We start from the raw sequence: 17,570 nt of genomic DNA, 5'->3' as shown, positions 1-17,570 counted from the left end.
CTTCCCCTGCCGTGCCTCAATACGCGCCATTCAGCTTCTGCATGAAGATCCGCTTGACCTCATCCGAGGGTTGCCCGGTTTCCCGGATCACCACCAGATTGTCATAGAGCAGATCCATCGGCACCTCCCGCCCGCCCAATCGCAGCTTGGGGTCGGGCAAACGCTGGAGCCCGGCCTCCCGTGCATGGGCATAGGCAAAGGCGCGATCAACCAGCGCCCGGCGGCTGTCCGCATCCTTGAACTCGGGCGATTTGTAATCGAGCTTGCTCCAGCGCAGCCCAAGTTCGACTTCGTTCAGGATCCGGTCCTTTCGGAACGCGCTGTTTTCATGGGGATAATCGACTTCGGCGCGCAGCGCGGCCTGCAACAGCTTCAGCCCGTCCAACTGCGCCGGATCGAGAACACCGCGCAGCATGTAATACTGTTCGTCCGCACTCCAGTCATCGGCAGCCTGACGGGCGATCCCATACATCGCCTCAGCGCGGGCTTCGCGCTGACGTTCATTCTCGGCGCGCAGCGTTTTCAGGGCAGTGTCGGCCTGTTCGAACCGCGCGCGAGAGAGCTGCGCATCGCGGATCAGCCCCTCGGCCACATGTCGGGCCTCCTGCGCCGCCCCAACAGCCTGTGCCGTGTCATGTTCATGGCCGGACACCATCAGGTTGCGCTCTTCAAAGTCCTGCCTGACCTGTTCAAACGCGTAATAGGCCTGATCGACGTCGGATTGGGTCGCCCGACCCTGACTGGCGGCCAGTTCGGCCTCATGGATCATCGCCTGGGCGCGGTCGTGGGCCTGTGCCGCCTCCTGCTCGAACCGCGCGCGTTCCGCAATCACGTAGTCCTGCATCTGCCGGGCGGTCTCTTCGGCCTCATGTGCGCGTGACTCGGCCTCGCTGGCGATGGCATCATCGATCACGGCCTGACCGCTCAAATCCGCCGCCCGGCGTTCCGCTTCCAGCTCGCCGGCCAGCGCCTCGGCCATGGCGCCAAGCGCCTCCATTGCACCCTGGGCCCGGGCAAAGGCCGCCACCCGGCGCATCAGCTCGCCGTCGACCACAAGATCGTCCGGCAGGTTCTTGAGTTCGCCGAACACGAGGGTGCGCATCAGCCGGCTCTCGTCCGTCATCCCGCTTTGGTCCGCAACCCGGTACAACGCGTTATCAAGCGCGTCCTGTTCTTCTTCGGTCAGGCTTTCCCAGTCATGGCTGGTGTTGCACTTGGAACATTCGAAGCGCAGATTATCCAGATCGTTATAGGCGATCTTGGCATCCTTGAGATTGGTGACACCCTTGTTTTGCAGATGCAATTTCCAGACCGTCTTGTGCCCCATATGCATCGAGGAGCCCTCGGTGAACCGCTGACAGGATCCGCATCTGAGGTAGGTGATCTGCCCGACATCACCAACCAAGCCCAGACCGTTCCAGACGCGAAACAGCGCCTTGCGCGTGTCACCGAACCAGCCGAGGCTCTTGCGCGTGAGCGTCGCCAAATCGATGGGTTTTTCCTCGTCATTGTCGATCCGGGGCGGCAGCGCCGCCGTGCTGATCTGCGCGCCGGTCGTCATCTCGCTGGCCTGCGGTGCGCCCTCCTGTCCGGTGGGGACAAATTTGCGATTGGCGTGGCGCTGGAACTCTTGCGGCGTCATCTGCTTGATGGCGTCAGGCGCGAACCCGCCTTCGCGGATGAATTTCACCCGCGCCAGCATCGCCAGTTTGATCTCCGGGTCCAGCCCCTTGGCAAATGGATCACCTTCCTCAAAGGCATGGGACTCGTTGCAGACCGCATGCTCCCAGCGCAGGTTTGACGGATCGTTGAACAGCGCGATCAGGGTGCGGGTGGAAATCGTGTTGGCCTGCTGGGCGCGCATCGCCGCCTTCACATGCTCCTTCCAGGTGGTGATATGGCCGATGTGCATCGTCGCCGCCTGACCAAGGCATCCGCAGGCCTGACAGATGACATGCAATTGCGGCTCAGCGTTCACATCGACCAATTGCGGCTGATAGATCTTTGACTGGCGGCTCCAGCGCGCTTCCATCTCCGCCTTGGTTTCGTCGGTGAACGCAGGCCGGCCCCGATAGGCATCGATATCCTCAAGAGTGAATGTATTCTTCCCCAAAAGATGTCTCCCGATGGCTGGGGTCAATGCGACGTCACGCCGACGTGTGTCTGAAAAATACGTGCAACCTGTGCACGAGTGTCGCGCTGTTTCGCTCTGCGATCAAGCCCGCTGTGACAGACCTGGCCCGGCTGCCGGTGCCACCCCACGCCAGCGATGCCAACAGGAAGAAACGCATCGCCGCGCCATCCGGGATGCATCAATTAAGGGAGAGTGATTTTGCGGACGGTTGAGCACATCTCATCACCGGGACGCGCGCATCAGCGTTCCTGGCCTTCGACCATCGCTATCAGAAAAAGGAGAATGGTGGGTGATAAGAGATTTGAACTCCTGACATCTTCGATGTGAACAAAGAACCTTGAGGCCAAGGTACTGATTTTTGGCCCAAGGCACTCTTTTCATTGGACATGAAATCACGGTCTTTCAAATCAATTTCGGTTCAACCAAGTTCAGTGAACCAAGGAACACTTCGTCGGGCCTCGCGTATACTGCGCAGTTGGAAACGAAAAAGCCCCGCACTGCGGCGGGGCTTATCAAGCGTTGTGAGAGTGTCCATTTCCCAAAATGCTTCGAGAGAGACGGGAATCTGCTCTCAGCTCTAGTCTGGCACAGGCCGCCCGAAGCACAGAGTTAAAAGCACATCATTCGCTTGTTCGAGAGCAAGTGCCGCAGTCAGCCAAAAAAGACATCGGTTCTGCACGTGCATCAAATGGCCCGACCTAAAGGCCCGGCGAGTCACGGGAAGCGATCCTTGGCTCCGGATGCGAACATTCAAGCCAATATCACAAAAGCGGATCTTTACCTTGCGCACTACTCTCCGAATCCATTTGCCAAAGACCGCGGCGCGAAGCGCACCAAAATACGGTGACACTCTTCGATCAGAATGAAGTTTAACAAGTCGAGCGGACAGCGTTTGAACATGATCTTCACGTCGCAGGTTGAGAAGTGCCGAAACATCTTGAAGAGAATTTTGGCCTTCAACAGCATCTTGGGACCATCTGTCCCGACCATTCTTACTGCTCGCAATTTCGCTAATGACCAACACCAAGTTGGAAATGAAGGGCTGACAAACGATACCCAAAAGGTGCATGCTAAAGTTGTAATGAACGCAGGTCCGAAACCGGGGATAGAGATTCTAATGGAATTTGATGTCACGATACCTGAACCAGGGCTGGACAAGGACAATTTCATGCGGTCGGTTATTAGGGAATTGGCTGGGATACTTGAAGAGACCGTCGGAGAGCAGGAGGCCTCGGCCTATGTCAATCATGTCGGCCTGTTGATTGGACGAGCGCTGAATCAAGCGTATCGGGCCGCCTGCGGCACGGAAAGGCTCGATCCAGCGCAGGTCGCATCGGCGCTGGTACACCTGAAGAAACGGATCGACGGCGGCTTTTCAATCGAAAGCATCGACGACGAGGCGATCACTCTAGTCAATTCGGCCTGCCCGTTCGGCGACAAGGTCATCGGTCGCCCCTCCCTTTGCAGGATGACGGCCAATGTTTTCGGCCATATTGCGGCCGAGAACCTCGGGTATGCCCGCGTTGGCATCGAGGAAGCGATCGCACGCGGCGATGCACGGTGCCGCGTAGTCGTGAACCTCAAAGAAACCAAGGACGAGCCGCAGAGAAACGAGACCGATTTCTTTGGCGCATCTATCTGAGTATTGCCCATGTCGCGAACGTTGTCCCTATCGCTTCAGCAAGTCGTTGCCTTGACTGACGAAGCGCTTGCGGTCGTCGAAGCGGGATCGCACATGCTGCTATATGCAAGCCCTCGCGCCATGGACTTGCTTTATGTCGCGAGCCCTCCCGACGCCACCTGTCGGTTGACCGATCTGCTCAATTGCGATGATGGGCATCTGCTCCGTTTCCTCAACGATGCGGCAACCGTCACAAGCCCACTGATTTCCCGCGTCCGGCGACTGTCAGACGGAGCCGCGCTGACGGCAAAAGGGCAACGTGTCGCTGGGGAGGACGGTCGGCCCTTAATCGCAGTGGCGCTTAAGGCGGATACGGAGCTGTCTCGACGCTTTAGACTGTTGGCCGACAAGATCACAGCGCTCGACCTAGAAATCGAACACCGTAAAGCGGTCGAGTCAGAGCTTTCACGCAACGCTCTGGCGCGGGACCGGACGCTGGTTGCGGTTCGGCATATTGCGGAGATCGAATCCGGCGACCCCGCCAGTCTGAATCACGCACTGGACGTACTGTGGCGAGCCTGTGGCTGCCCTGGCGCTGCGGTCATCGGCGTTGAGGCCGGACAGCTTCTGCTGCGAGCCTTGAATGGCCGACTGGCGGGCAGCTTCGACATGAATGCCTCCCTTTGTCTGCCCATGGGACTGGCCGATTTCTGGGATATGCCTGAGGCCGACCGCGCTGAAACGTTGCGCTCGGCCCTGGACGAGGTCGCGAAGACGCCATGCGACCTGAGCGATCTCACGGTCTGGCCGCTGTTCGTCGGGTCCGAAGCAAAGTCGTGCCTCGTGTTGCAGGGTCCCTGTGAGTTCCCAACCGAAGTCGAGATCTTATCCGAAGCTGTGGCAAGTCTATTGAGCCGTGTCAACGTCGAGACCGAACTGAGGCATGCGCAAAAGTTGCAGGCGATCGGTGAGCTGACCGGCGGGATTGCACATGACTTTAACAACATTCTTTCGGTGATTCTGGGGAATGCTGAGCTCATTATCGATGGGATCGAGAAAGATCGTCCGGAAGCGCTCGAGATGGAGCTCGCCAATGCGATCCGCGACGCAACGCTGCGGGGGGCAACGCTGACCTCGCGGCTGCTGTCCTTTGCCCGCAAGCAACCGCTGATGCCGCAATCGCTGTCGCTCAACACGGTCCTGCGCGACCTCGATCCGCTGCTTCGACGTGCCTTGGGAGAGATCGTGGATATCGAGGTGGTCTGGGCTGGCGGGCTGTGGAAGACCCGCCTCGATCAAGGACAGTTCGAGAATGCGTTGCTGAACCTCGCCGTGAATGCGCGTGATGCGATGCCTGATGGCGGTCGATTGACCATCGAAACCGCGAATACCCGACTTGATACGGAATATGCCGCGCAGCATTTGGAAGTGACGCCGGGCCAGTACGTCATGATCGCGGTTTCCGATACCGGGACGGGCATGACGCCGGACGTCATCCGCGAGGCATTCACCCCATTCTTCACGACAAAGGGCGTAGGTCAAGGCAGTGGGCTTGGCCTGAGCATGGTCTTCGGCTTCGTAAAGCAATCCGGCGGTCATGTGAAAATTTACTCTGAGCCCGGGCAAGGCACGAGCGTCAAAATGTACTTTCCTCGTGACACTGCGGCTTCTGGAACTGGATCTGGAGAGCAACTTGCTTCGGCGGCCCTGCGGGCAAGTGCGAACGGTTTTATTCTGCTGGTGGAGGACGATCCGCATATACTGCGTTATGCCGAACGCACGCTGATATTGCTGGGATACGAGGTGGACACTGCGCTCACAGGTGATACCGCCGCTGAACTGCTACAGTCACGATCCTATGACATCCTGCTCACCGATGTCATTCTGCCTGGGAGCTTGAATGGACGGCGCCTAGCAGATCTCGCATACGAACTCTGGCCGACGATCAAAGTACTCTTCATGTCGGGCTACACGGAAAATGCAATCGTCCACAACGGACAGCTAGACCCAGAAGTCGAACTGATATCGAAGCCCTTCACGCGCGACCAGCTTGCGCGTCGGCTTCAGAAGCTAAGGAAACAGTGAATCCGGTTTTTTGATTGCCGCAACGCGCTGAATAGGGGTGATATAACGATGCGACTCTATGTGGCCGATGATAATGAAGAGTTCTCGCAATTCGTGTCGCGTGTCGCAAAATCGGATGGTTGGGCAGTGACGACCTGTGCAAACGGTGCCATGCTTGCAGCCGCAGTAGCATCCGAGGATGGGCCGGCGCTTATGATCGTAGATATCAACATGCCCGAAGTCGACGGGATCCAAGTGATCGAAGAGTTGAAGTCGATCAATAGACGCTTGCGCATTCGCTTTATAACAGGAGGTTCACACAGTTCTGCACTTGCAGCACGCATGATTGCGGAAGCACGTGGACTTGAGTCGGGGCGTTTCATCACGAAACCAGTCGGAATCGATAAGTTGAAAGCGATTTTGCGAGAAGAGGCGGTGCATCTATTCGAGTGATTCATCAACCTTAGATCTCAGGTCAGTAAGTCAGGTCCCGGGTGTCAGACACACTTGGATGTAGATTGCAGCTATTGACCGAGCTCATGATCGCGGTCGGGCTCAGAGGGCCCGTTAGATCATTGAACGAAGCCTTTGCCGTGCCGCTCCTCAGAAATTGTAAGGAAGTCGGGCAACCGTTTTGGACTAATCCTACTAGGCTGCGGCGTAACCAGCGTGAGCATCATGCCGCACAGTAGATCACGGGCTGTTTAGAATGTTGCGGCTCGGATGATTGCCCGTTTGGGTGACGCTGCCGGTCAACGCGAAGATCCATTCGGCCGGTCAGACTAGAAATCGTGCCCGATCACCTCAACTATGCAAATAGACGCTATATGCGCTCCGCGGCCCCCGGCGCATCCCGTAGCATCACGTGAGGTAGCTTAGTCATGCCCAGGGTCCGCTTCCGGGAAGAAGACCCTGGAGCTTCGTACGCGCAGCATCATTGGCCTAGAAACTTCAGTCTATGGCCGCTTCAGGCTGCTAGCCATCACATGCGGAACCGGGGCCTTTTCTGCGGATGTAGCTACGGCCTCGGTGGATTTCTCTTTTTTGTTGGCGTGGATCTGGCCTGCTACCGCCTACTAAGCCAACAGCAGGCCAAAACCTCGTAATTTTTGTTCCGCGTTGCTCAACGTCCTCAAAGAGACGTGGCTCCCGTTTATTCAGAGCTATGGATAGTGACGTCGGAGCCTAGAATTTCCGACATCCGGTTGAAGCAATCTCACCGGGTTCGACAGGGTGCCCAGGTTGCGGATTGAGAATAACTGGCTGGATACCTGTAATGTGTCGCATGCAGGCGTCGACAGACGACTCTGCCATCCTTCTACCACCGACGTAGATGTCGATCCAATCGTGGCCTTGGTGCCCCGAGTGGCAAGGACCGTCCTGTGGTCGATTCCCGTCACCGCAAAGATCTTCCACAATGGCGTACTTTCGCAATCTCTTAATATAGAAGCGAGTTCCTGCTGGATAATCCATAATACTACGCCCCCCCTGTTTTACGTGCCCAACAGCGAGAGTGATTGGGTCGGAGAAAGTTCCGGTTCCTCCAGCTGAGCGGTGTATCACCGGACGGGCGATCTGGGCCGAACCGCGCGGCGTATTATCCCAGTAGCTGTAACCCGTCAGATATGCGTTCATGGGCGTCTCTACAGACAACGTTGAAATGTCACGATACCCGAGCGTCGTGCTCGCTCGGTTGACAACATCCAGACTGTGAGAGCGGTAGTTGCCGCAAGCAGCCAGCAGCGCCAAGCTCAGGACCGGCACGAATTTTAGTTTCCGCGATATGTTCATTGGTTACCCCTAACCGGAAGGAATGGAACTTGTGCCGTTAGCTTGATGAAGACTGCAGGCACCCTTATCGGTAGACATTCCTGGTTTCTGAGGGGCTAAGTTTCCAAAATAGATACAATGCAATTTATTTAAATTATTGAAATCTACCCAATCAGCAAAAAAGGTGACCGATAAATTACCGCGAACGTAAAAATATAAAAAATTCAAAAACTAACGCAAATGGCAGAATGCGCACATATATGGTGCAACAATCAGAAACGCAGCCTAAATGTAGGCCCGCCCTATCAGTGGCATCGGTTCTTTTTATGCTGAACTAAGTGATGGCATCCACATCACACGCGATGCGTGTCTATGCGCAGCATTGGTTATCACTTTGTTTACCACTTTCTCAAATCCTAGGTCGTGCGCTTACACACCTGGGGACATTGTTATGTGTGCAAAAATCACTTCCAAAACCGCAAAAAAGTTCTTTGAGAAAGTTCATTGGTGGGGGCCGAGAACGCCTAGCCTCTTGAAGAGTAGACACCCTCCTCACAGAACAAGAGATCGGCGAACGCTATTCACAAGAAAGCCCGAAACACCAATCGCGCCAGAATTCGACACTGCTGTAAAATCGGCAATCCTGAACTATGAACAAGTACTAGCTTACACTTTTCTGTATGCATCAGAGCAGCTTACAGACTTTGACAAGCGATATAACCTCTCGAATGCCAAGACCAGAGCGGACCGGCAGTCAGTACTTCATGCTCTGCTTGAAGCTTCCCTTCACATGGGTTCCACGCAAGATCAGCAAGCCTAGCTTCTTAAAGGTTCCGTTGAAATGTTTAAGTTCTACTCTCCGTGTGGAGTGATTGGCCTTTCTCGCTACGAGGATGGTCGAGATCTTCCTGAGCGCTTTAAAGCTGGCAATCGTGAAACCATACCTCTCGGAACCTGGTCCGGTGAAGAGTGGTTAGCTACAATGCTCACACAGCTAGTCGAAGAAGAGAATCTAGACCTAGATAGACTGATGTCGCACCTAGCCACCATGGGTGTACACGATATGGGTTAGCGCTAGGCAAGCAGCTAGTAAGTTGCCTAAAGTACGAGGGCCAACAACGGAAGCAGCCCCAGAGCAATTGCTGCGAACCCCAAGCCACCATCGTCATCATCAAACTCTTCATCTGGTTCAGGTGATGGTTCATCCACAGGAGGTCCATCACCTGGAGATAGCATAAGGGATTCGATGAGTGCTTCGGCGTCATAGACTCCCTCAATCTCTCCGACTTCATCTTCCGCTATCTCTACTGCTTCCCAGTACACCTCCATCTCTTCGGCCCAAGTAGGCTGGGAGATAACCACCCGCATGACTTCCAAGCTATCGAGATCGGCGTGCAGAATACCATTATTGAATATTTCGCTCTCGATTTCTTCGGAGGACGCTTCTTCAACGGTAGCGTTTGCATTCCTACTACCAGGAGCATCCCCCTGCTCAACACCAAGGTAGGTTACCGATATGTTCTCACCACCACTTAAAACCCCCGAAAGATCGAAGTCGTTTGACGTAACCTCTTCAGACTTCGATGTTAGAAACAGTACCAGCTCGTCCGGGTTTCCGAATGCATGCACATCGATTGTGGAGGAAGAGTACTCGGTTTCTGAGTTCTCCGACCCCACCAAATCTATGGATCGGTTTCCGGGCAAGCTCTCTTCCATCAAACGAAACATCTCACCGCCGACGGTGAGCTCGTCGTGCTCAAAACCGGAGCTTAGAGCGTTTCGGGTGTTTTGAAGTAGCGGCCAAGCGTGAGCAGTGTCGACGCCATGTTCAGGAAACTGCTCCAGAATTTCCAACATTTCATGCGCTTGTCGCAAGCCATAGTCGGTGTCGGGATCAAGAGAAGACGTGGATTTCAAATTCCACTCAGTTACATATGAGTCGAGGTCTTCGTTCCTCGCGAGCCAAGTATTTTCGACAAGTCCAGTCGAGAAGTCACGCATCTCAGGATTGAGTTCACCCCTCGTATAGATATGAGATGCAACTCCGTCGATCTGCTCGATTTCCTGATCGTCGAACTCATTCATGATGAGCGCATTGTTAACTTTTGACCAGTTGATCTCTCCACTTGAAAAAGTGAAACCTTCGCTAAAGTCTTGACTGTATTCTTCGGACAACGCGCTCAAAATCTCTTCTGAAGTATCTAAGTCGTCGTAGGAGCTGTCCAATCTAGCAAAATCGAAGTTTGTGCCTGCCTGTACGACAATATCGATGTCTCCGGTGTCGAAGCCCATATTCTGAGAATCTGATAACGCTTGATCAATGACCGAGGACATTTCACTCGACAGCCGACCGTACTCGACCGACGACATTTGCCCCGCACCCCAGTACTCGTTACCGATCTCAAACGCTGCGATCTCACCGTTTCCGTGTACTCCACGCACGACGTCGTTAACAAAGCTATAGAGTTCTTCATGATCAAATTCTGGTTGGCGATCCCCGTTTTCGTCCACCGTTTCAGATAGGTAAGTTCTTGTCGGGATGACGACAGTCGTCGATATTCCAAGTTCCCCTGCAGTGTTTAGCCAATCACTGAGCGGGACCAGGTTCACCGGTTCACCGGTCTCCGGATTGATAACAGAGGAGCTGTTGGGGTTTGAGATATCGAAGTACTCTTCGGTAACGGACCCACCAGGGAAACGTACCGTTTCAACTCCCAAATCCTGAACCAACTGCGGATAAGACTGATCACCCTCTAGGGTGTCCCTATGGAACAGAAAGTTTCCGCCGAAATGATCTTGTGTGAAATTTGATCGAAACTCTGGGTTTGCGTGAATGGCAGTCGGCATCACAGTTCTCCAAGTGTGGGCATTGCCGAACTTGCGCCGAAATTGCCAACAAAATGGAAACGATAAAAGTTTAGTAAAACACAAACACCTCAAACTGATTAACCAATCTCTCCAACGCTTTTTTTGTGTTCGTTTGACGAGATTCGCATTCCTGAACTATAGTTGGGTCAGCAACCGTCTTCCCAGCAACCGATATATTGGATTTCCAAGATCAGAGAATCACTTCGAATAAACTCAATGGAGAGTGCGCCGCATGATGGCACGGAGATACTCATCTATGTGCGCAACACCTTTCGGAGGGCCAAGTTTATTCGTTTGGGCTCCTCCAGCACGGATACCGTTGGGATGCAGAATATGTCTCAATGCGATGAGGGCTGCTGGGTTCTAGTCGACGACACAGGCAAAGAAATTGCGGGCTGCAGTGTATCCAAGCAGGAGCCTAGCGGATGGCTGCCATGGATAGACTGACCCCCTTCATGTATTTTGATTGCGCGGGAAGAAAGACTGATACTTTGCTGGTCCCCCGTGACCCGTTGCGGCGCGACGCCTGGCGGCAATGCTGTAATCCCTTTTTTAGCGGTCTGGCGCCGATGGTCGCCAGGCCGCTTTCGTCAGTGAATGAGGCCGCCCACCACGCTGGCGAGCTTGCTGCGGGCGAGGTTCTGCAACACGTGATCGTTTGGCCCAAGGCGCAGGATTGCGTCGGGGACAGAAGCCTTTGCGTGATCCACGGCCTCGCGGATCAGGATCTCCGCCGCCTCATTGGGCCCGCGCTCCAGACCGGCGCGGATGCCGCTCATCAGGGCGCTGTGCAGCGCATCGCGGTGGCGGGCCTCGATGTCGAGCCCCCAGCGCCGTTTGGCGGTATGGGCCGCGCTGCCGATCAGCGCCGTCAGCAGTACGCTTAGCCCGCTCAGGGCCACCGGCAGAAATTCCTGCAAGATGTCGTTCATCAGTCTATCCTTTCGATTTCAGGGGGAAGAATGCCGACCACCGCTTAGCTGCGGAAGAAGGCGAGGACGCGCCGCAGCCAGTTCAGACGCGGCGCGGGTTTTGGGGATGTGGATACCGGCGGCAGGGCAAGCAGCGCCTGATGCAGCGCGGTGCGGGTCTTGGGGCCGACCACCCCGTCCACGGTCAGGCCGGCGGAGCGCTGGAAGGCGCGCGCATCCGTGGGCGCATAACCGAGAAGGACAAGCTGTGCCCGGTCGGTCCAGGCCTGCCGCTCTGCGAGATGGAGGGAGCAGACCTTCGCTGCAGACGCAGCCACCAACTACTATCGAACGGAAGGGAGCGGACATTCCGGCCACTCGCGTGGCGATGAAATTGACTTTTCTAACCTCACGGTCGATACTGTTCGCATGGTTGAGAAGGACATCCATATAGTCGCCCGGTCAGCCGGTGTCCCCTTGGCGGGATGCCGGGATGACGATCACGCGACCTGACCACGCCGATTGCCAGCCTCGGCCTCGCCCTTTCGGACGAGGTTCTTTGGCGTGGAATACGTGCCTCGTCCTCCCTTTTCTCTGGAGACTTACATGGCACAGAATATCTATGACGATCCTGATTTTTTCGCTGGCTACAGCCAGCTTCCCCGGCAGGTGCAAGGGCTGGATGGTGCGCCGGAATGGCCCGCCATCCGTGCGTTGCTGCCAGACGTGGCAGGCAAGAGCGTGGCCGATCTGGGCTGCGGCTTCGGTTGGGCATCCCGCTGGTTCCGCGAACAGGGGGCGGAAACGGTCCTGGGTCTTGACCTGTCCCGAAACATGATCGACCGAGCCCGGGCCGACACTGACGATGCCGCCATCACCTATCGCATTGTCGATCTTGACGCGCTCGACCTTCCGGACGCCGAGTTCGATCTGATTTTTAGTGTGCTGACCTTCCACTATGTGCAGGACTTCGGACGGCTGATGCAAGCGATCCACCGCGCGCTGTCGCCCTGCGGCGATCTGGTCTTCACCATCGAACACCCGATCTTCATGGCCGCGACCCATCCTCAATGGATCAAGGACGAGGACGGTCGCAAGACATGGCCGGTCAACGGCTATTCGATGGAGGGCGAACGCCGCACCGACTGGTTCGCCGAGGGGGTGCTGAAGCAGCATCGGACACTGGCGACTACGATAAACACCCTGATCGGCGCGGGCTTCGCCCTTCGACGGATCGAGGAGTTTTCACCGACATCGGACCAGATCGCGGCGATGCCAGAGCTGGCCGAAGAGATGGAGCGGCCAATGATGTTGATGGTTTCGGCATACAAGAGTTGATCTCGTTTCCGCCCGGACTTACCGGCCGGGCGGCATGTTACCGAATGTCTTGAAGGGGCTCAGAGCCGCCTTGCGGCGATGCGGCACCCAGATCTTGACCTGGCAGATCCTTGCACCGGCCACGGGATGCCCCCAGTCAGCCCAATCACGACATTCATGCAAGGCGCAGCGCCCCCCCCCCCCTGCTGCAAGCGCGAAAGATTGGTCTGAGCCCCGAAAGCCAACGTTCAGGGCAAACTGCTTTTGCCGAGTATTCTGTCGACGGCGCCGGGCAGGTACGGGTGTATAAGGCTTTTAAAAGTCGAAAGATCACGCCGTCCGGTTGCTGTGCCAGATGAGCAGCGACCAGCGCCATTTCAGCCTATCGTTTGAGAATTTTCAGTTCGTCGTGAAAGAACGACCTTGTTTGGCTTCTTTGTGGCCGGTTTCACGTTCATCAGTAGTGCATGGCGCCCCCCCGGCCCCCATGAGGCGCTTCCACAACCGCCGCCTAGGAGTACGTCAGCGAATGCGTGGCTGTGGACGATCTGAGGTGATCTGTATTCACCTCTCGCCCAATTTTTCACCGGTTGCAAATAGATCATCACCTGCCAGTGTGTCGTGAAAGCGTGAAAAAAAGGGGTGCGTCATGCCAAAGGAACACATGGTCGGAGTCCAATTGATAGGTCACGGGGGAATAGAGAAGCTGGAATACCGGACAGACCTACCGGTTCCGGTTCCTGCTGAGGGCGAGGTCCTCATTGAGGTGGCCGCCGCCGGAGTGAACAATACGGATATCAACACACGTATCGGCTGGTACTCCAAGGCGGTTGTGACAGATACTGAAACAGGTGGCGCCGATGGCTTTGACACCGTGGATGACGACGATGCCAGTTGGTCAGGTACACCTTTGACATTCCCCCGCATTCAGGGTGCCGATGTCTGCGGTTATATTGCCGCAGTTGGCGAAGGTGTTGACCCAGCCCGCATTGGAGAGCGTGTGATCGTGCGGAACATGTTGCGTAGCTACGTCGACTATCGCCCTTTTGAGTGCTGGACCCTTGGCAGCGAATGCGATGGTGGCTTTGCCCAGTTCTGTGTCGCGCCTTCTCGTGAAACTTACGCGGTGAACTGCGGTTTGGAAGACGTAGAGCTCGCCGCCATTCCCTGCGCGTATTCGACGGCAGAGGGCATGCTGGTCCGTGCCAATCTAGGCGGCGAAATCGTATTGATCACAGGTGCGTCCGGCGGGGTCGGCTCGGCTGCGGTACAACTCGCCAAACGTCGGGGCGCCTATGTGATTGCGCAATGTGCGTCCTCCAAGGCGGCGGCCGTAATGGAGCTTGGCGCGGATCGAGTTGTCGGACGGGACGCGGACCTCGTGAACGAGCTCGGGAAGAACAGCGTCGATGTGGTCATTGATCTGGTTGCAGGTCCGCAATGGCCGAGCCTGCCCGAGGTGCTGCGGAGGGGAGGTCGCTATGCGACGGCGGGTGCGATTGCTGGCCCGATCAGCCAGATCGACATTCGTACGCTCTATCTCAAGGATCTCACGCTCTTGGGTTGCACCTTTCAGGAGGACGAGGTTTTCGAAAACCTCGTGCGCTATATCGAGGCCGGAGAAATCCGCCCCCTCATCGCTGCGACCTATCCGCTCGATCAGATCGCGCGCGCGCAAGAAAACTTTCTTGCCAAAGCGCATACCGGTCAATTCGTCCTCATCCCACCACAGGTGATTTCATGAAAATCAACAAGATAGAGCTTTTCGACCTTCACCTGCCCTATTCGGGCGGAACCTACGAATTGTCCGGGGGGCGCATCTACACCGGTTTTGACAGTGTCGTTGTCTGTCTGACAACCGATACGGGACTAGAGGGTTGGGGGGAATCCACCCCTTTCGGGCCGAACTACATCGCAGCGCATGCTCGGGGTGCGCGCGCCGGTGTGGAAGAAATCGCGCCTTATCTGATCGGGCGTGACCCACGCGAGGTAGACCGGATCAATGACGCGATGGATATGGCCCTCACAGGGCACAATCATGCGAAATCCGCTATCGACCTCGCCTGTTGGGATCTGTTCGGGAAATCCATCGATTTGCCGGTCTATACGTTGCTGGGCGGAACAACCGGAAATCGGCTTCCGGTGATCAGCTCGATCTACGCGGGCTCCCCTGAGGACATGCGGGCTCGCGTGGCGGAACATCGTGCCATGGGCTATCTGGGCCATTCGGTCAAGATCGGGGCTCTTGACCGCGACGGCGGCCCAGCTCTGGATGCGGAGCGCATCGCTGCGTGCCTTGCAGATCGCAAACCGGGTGAGTACTTCATCGTCGACGCAAATGGAGGTCTATTGCCCGAGGCGGCCCTGCGTATGCTCCGGATGCTGCCCGGTGGGCTCGACTTCGTTTTGGAAGCGCCTTGTGCAACCTGGCGGGAAACGATTTCTCTGCGGCGGCGGTGTCAGGTGCCTATCATTGTCGACGAACTGGCACAGGATGACGATGACATCGCGATGATCCTCGCTGAAGATGCGGCAGATGGTATCGGGCTGAAGATTTCCAAAGCGGGGGGCCTCACTCGCGCGCGCCGTCATCGCGATATCTGCCGTGCGGCGGGCCTGACCATAAGCGTGCAAGACACCGTAGGTTCCACCCTTTCGGCAGCTTCGATATTTCATATGGGAGCGACCGTGCCCGAGCAGCATTTGCGTTGCGTACTTGATCCGCGAGACATGGTCACCGTGCCGACCGGAACATTCGACGCGCCTATCAAAGACGGCGGAGTGATACCGCCTTCAAATCCGGGTCTGGGGGTGACAATTGATCGGGAGGTGCTGGGCAAAGCCGCAAACGTATGGTGAAACATGAGCCTATTGAAGCTCAAACCTAAATTGCTACTTCCAGTCGACGCAGCTGTATCGATCACGCGTCTCGTCCCCCTAGCGACGGTGAAAGTAGACTAATTGAGTTCATTCACCAGGCTGCTGTCGACCAGACCTTTCGGGCGATAGGGTGTAGGCTCTGAATTTCCCGTATTCATTCATCAGACAACAGAACTCGCCGCAAACACTCCCGAACTGCTCAGTTTTTATCCGAACCTACGGCGGCTTTCAGCCCAATTACGACATTCGTCCCTGGCGCGGCAAAGGGGCTGTCGCTAGCGCGAAAGACTTCCCGAAACCGGACCTTCAAGTCTGCTCATGGGACCCAGGGGATGCTGCACTCGGCTTCAAGGTCAGAGAAGCGCAGTTTCCGGATTTTGCAAAGTCGACTGAACTTTGAGATCGTTCCCCTCTGGACAGACGGCGAACCTGATTTCCTGAAAAACTACTTTTGGCACGACAGGTGGGCGGGACTGCAACTGCTGAGAATGTTGGCAACTCTGAGGCCTGGCATTGAGTTTAAAGCGTGATTTGTGCCTCTACTTCCTTCAAGGTAAGATCCCGCTGCTTCTCTTTGATCAAGCCTTTCGAAATGGCTTTCCTATAGATATCAAGAATATCAGATATTTCGTCATTGTTTAATTCACCAGCCTCACGAAGCCTCCGAAGGAGCTGAAGAATTCTGCGCCCTAAAAAGTGTCCGTGAATGTTACCGAGACGCTCAATTAGGAAAAATGCCTCTGCAGACCCAATATGCGCAGCCTCCTTTTCGAAAAAATGTTTGGAAGCACGGTGGAAACCGTAGACTTCAAAGTCAAACCGCGCCGTAGTTAAGTAGGCGAGAAGAATTTCCTTTTTTGAAAAAGTAGATTCGACCCAGACAGCCAGGGCAATTTCTACAGGCTTTCTTCTGCAAGCAGGGGTTAAATCTTTTATGAAGTTTCCTCGTGCAAATTGTTGGGAAATAGTGCTGCCACCCCCGAGATTCCTGCCTATAAATTTACCCTTGATCGCTCGCGCCATTCCACGCCAACTAATCCCCCGGTGGTGGAAAAAAACAGTATCTTCTATCAAGATAGCCATTCTTTCTACGCATTCGAAGTGTGACTGAATTCTCTTGGCCTCTTCAACGTCTAACTTGATGAAGTAGATCGCGCTCTCAAAGTTTGGAACGATACGTATTCGGAACATTTTCGCGATCAGCTTAGAGATCGACAGAAAAATATTATCATGCATTTCTCGCAGGTGGTATCTATACGCAAGAAGAGTCCCAAAACATACTAGAAATGCGAAAGTTTTCTGTAGTCTGAAGTCTTTGGAAAAATATACTTTTAGCGGCGAGGGGATATAATGCTGCACAGAGTCCCCAAGTAGGAAAACCCCCAGCGTCATTGACATAATTATCAAATGGATTGGAAACGACTTTGGGGATAAGTAGCCTGGAAAAAGATGAATTGAGAAAGGACTATCCGCCCCTTCAAGTCGCCAATTTGGCAATACAAGTGTGTTCTCCCCGTAGCTCACACCGAGCATACGGCGTAGAACAATAATCTTACGTTCTGCCAGGTGCTTGGACTTCATCAGGTTTGAGACATGGATAGCAGCCATAAATCCGATAGTAAGCAAAAAAATCAATGCCCCAAGTTTTACTTGTGATTCCGACAGTCCAATGGCTTTGATCCCATCACTATAATCAGCGGCTTTAAACGATATGAATACAATGATAGTGGATATCGCAAGAGAGGCTGTTTTCGCCCAGTTCAGGGCACTTTCTTCTGCGGACAATCGGCTTGCAGCAAGACTGTACTCTGCAAGACCGATGTCCCGTTCCATTTTGTGGTTCGGAAAATGGCGTTCGGATACATTCAAATCAAATAGCTCCCACGCCGCAAGTGGCGTCTCCTTAAACCTGTCCCCCCCTTGTGCTACTACTATCGTGACATGACAAGGTCTTGGATGTGGAATTACTCATGTGGCTCAGGTTAGCATAGCAGCTGTCAGCTGA

Annotated in this window: 11 protein-coding genes; 6 read left to right on the top strand and 5 right to left on the bottom strand. The window is 55.2% G+C overall.

Annotated features, from left to right (window positions below):
• Positions 1-16 precede the first annotated feature (16 nt).
• Positions 17-2,113 (bottom strand): GH-E family nuclease, encoded by a 2,097-nt coding sequence (locus MHM97_RS16595; protein WP_239323465.1) that lies wholly within the window; start codon positions 2,111-2,113, stop codon positions 17-19.
• Positions 2,114-3,032: 919 nt separating this feature from the next.
• Between MHM97_RS16595 and MHM97_RS16590 the strand changes: the two genes are divergently transcribed.
• The 3 genes from MHM97_RS16590 to MHM97_RS16580 are packed head-to-tail and all read left to right on the top strand — an operon-like array spanning position 3,033 to position 6,272.
• Positions 3,033-3,776: a methanogen output domain 1-containing protein gene (locus MHM97_RS16590; protein WP_239323540.1), complete on the top strand. Its 744-nt coding sequence runs from the start codon at positions 3,033-3,035 to the stop codon at positions 3,774-3,776.
• Between the two features lie 51 nt (positions 3,777-3,827).
• Positions 3,828-5,840 carry an ATP-binding protein gene (locus MHM97_RS16585; protein WP_239323464.1) on the top strand — a complete coding sequence of 671 codons (2,013 nt, stop codon included), beginning with the start codon at positions 3,828-3,830 and terminating at the stop codon, positions 5,838-5,840.
• Between the two features lie 48 nt (positions 5,841-5,888).
• The gene (locus MHM97_RS16580; RefSeq protein ID WP_239323463.1) at positions 5,889-6,272 is read left to right on the top strand and encodes a response regulator transcription factor; all 384 of its coding nucleotides are present in this window, start codon (positions 5,889-5,891) and stop codon (positions 6,270-6,272) included.
• A 2,415-nt stretch (positions 6,273-8,687) separates the two neighbouring features.
• Here MHM97_RS16580 and MHM97_RS16575 read toward each other — a convergent pair.
• The 3 genes from MHM97_RS16575 to MHM97_RS16565 all read right to left on the bottom strand — a co-directional run bounded on the left by MHM97_RS16575 (position 8,688) and on the right by MHM97_RS16565 (position 11,706).
• Positions 8,688-10,436, bottom strand: coding sequence for a type I secretion protein (locus MHM97_RS16575; protein ID WP_239323462.1), 1,749 nt, complete (start codon positions 10,434-10,436; stop codon positions 8,688-8,690).
• A 611-nt stretch (positions 10,437-11,047) separates the two neighbouring features.
• A complete protein-coding gene (locus tag MHM97_RS16570) occupies positions 11,048-11,389 on the bottom strand; it encodes a hypothetical protein (RefSeq protein ID WP_239323461.1) in 342 nt (113 codons plus the stop codon).
• 44 nt (positions 11,390-11,433) lie between these two features.
• The gene (locus tag MHM97_RS16565) at positions 11,434-11,706 is read right to left on the bottom strand and encodes a peptidoglycan-binding domain-containing protein (protein WP_239323460.1); all 273 of its coding nucleotides are present in this window, start codon (positions 11,704-11,706) and stop codon (positions 11,434-11,436) included.
• A gap of 268 nt (positions 11,707-11,974) precedes the next feature.
• Here MHM97_RS16565 and MHM97_RS16560 point away from each other — a divergent pair, with 268 nt between their 5' ends.
• The 3 genes from MHM97_RS16560 to MHM97_RS16550 all read left to right on the top strand — a co-directional run bounded on the left by MHM97_RS16560 (position 11,975) and on the right by MHM97_RS16550 (position 15,544).
• Positions 11,975-12,706, top strand: coding sequence for a class I SAM-dependent methyltransferase (locus MHM97_RS16560; protein WP_239323459.1), 732 nt, complete (start codon positions 11,975-11,977; stop codon positions 12,704-12,706).
• Positions 12,707-13,334: 628 nt separating this feature from the next.
• Positions 13,335-14,429, top strand: a complete 1,095-nt coding sequence (locus MHM97_RS16555) for an alcohol dehydrogenase family protein (RefSeq protein ID WP_239323458.1) — start codon at positions 13,335-13,337, stop codon at positions 14,427-14,429.
• A complete protein-coding gene (locus MHM97_RS16550) occupies positions 14,426-15,544 on the top strand; it encodes a mandelate racemase/muconate lactonizing enzyme family protein (RefSeq protein WP_239323457.1) in 1,119 nt (372 codons plus the stop codon). The genes MHM97_RS16555 and MHM97_RS16550 overlap by 4 nt, the downstream gene beginning before the upstream one ends.
• Positions 15,545-16,084: 540 nt before the next feature.
• Here MHM97_RS16550 and MHM97_RS16545 read toward each other — a convergent pair.
• On the bottom strand, positions 16,085-17,434 hold the full coding sequence (locus MHM97_RS16545; protein ID WP_239323456.1) for a biosynthetic peptidoglycan transglycosylase: 1,350 nt from the start codon (positions 17,432-17,434) through the stop codon (positions 16,085-16,087).
• Positions 17,435-17,570: the final 136 nt, after the last annotated feature.

This window comes from Epibacterium sp. Ofav1-8, assembly GCF_022348185.1.
Classification (GTDB): Bacteria; Pseudomonadota; Alphaproteobacteria; order Rhodobacterales; family Rhodobacteraceae; genus Epibacterium.
The sequence above is the reverse complement of the archived record's forward strand: the minus strand, read 5'-3'. Positions and strand labels throughout refer to the sequence as shown.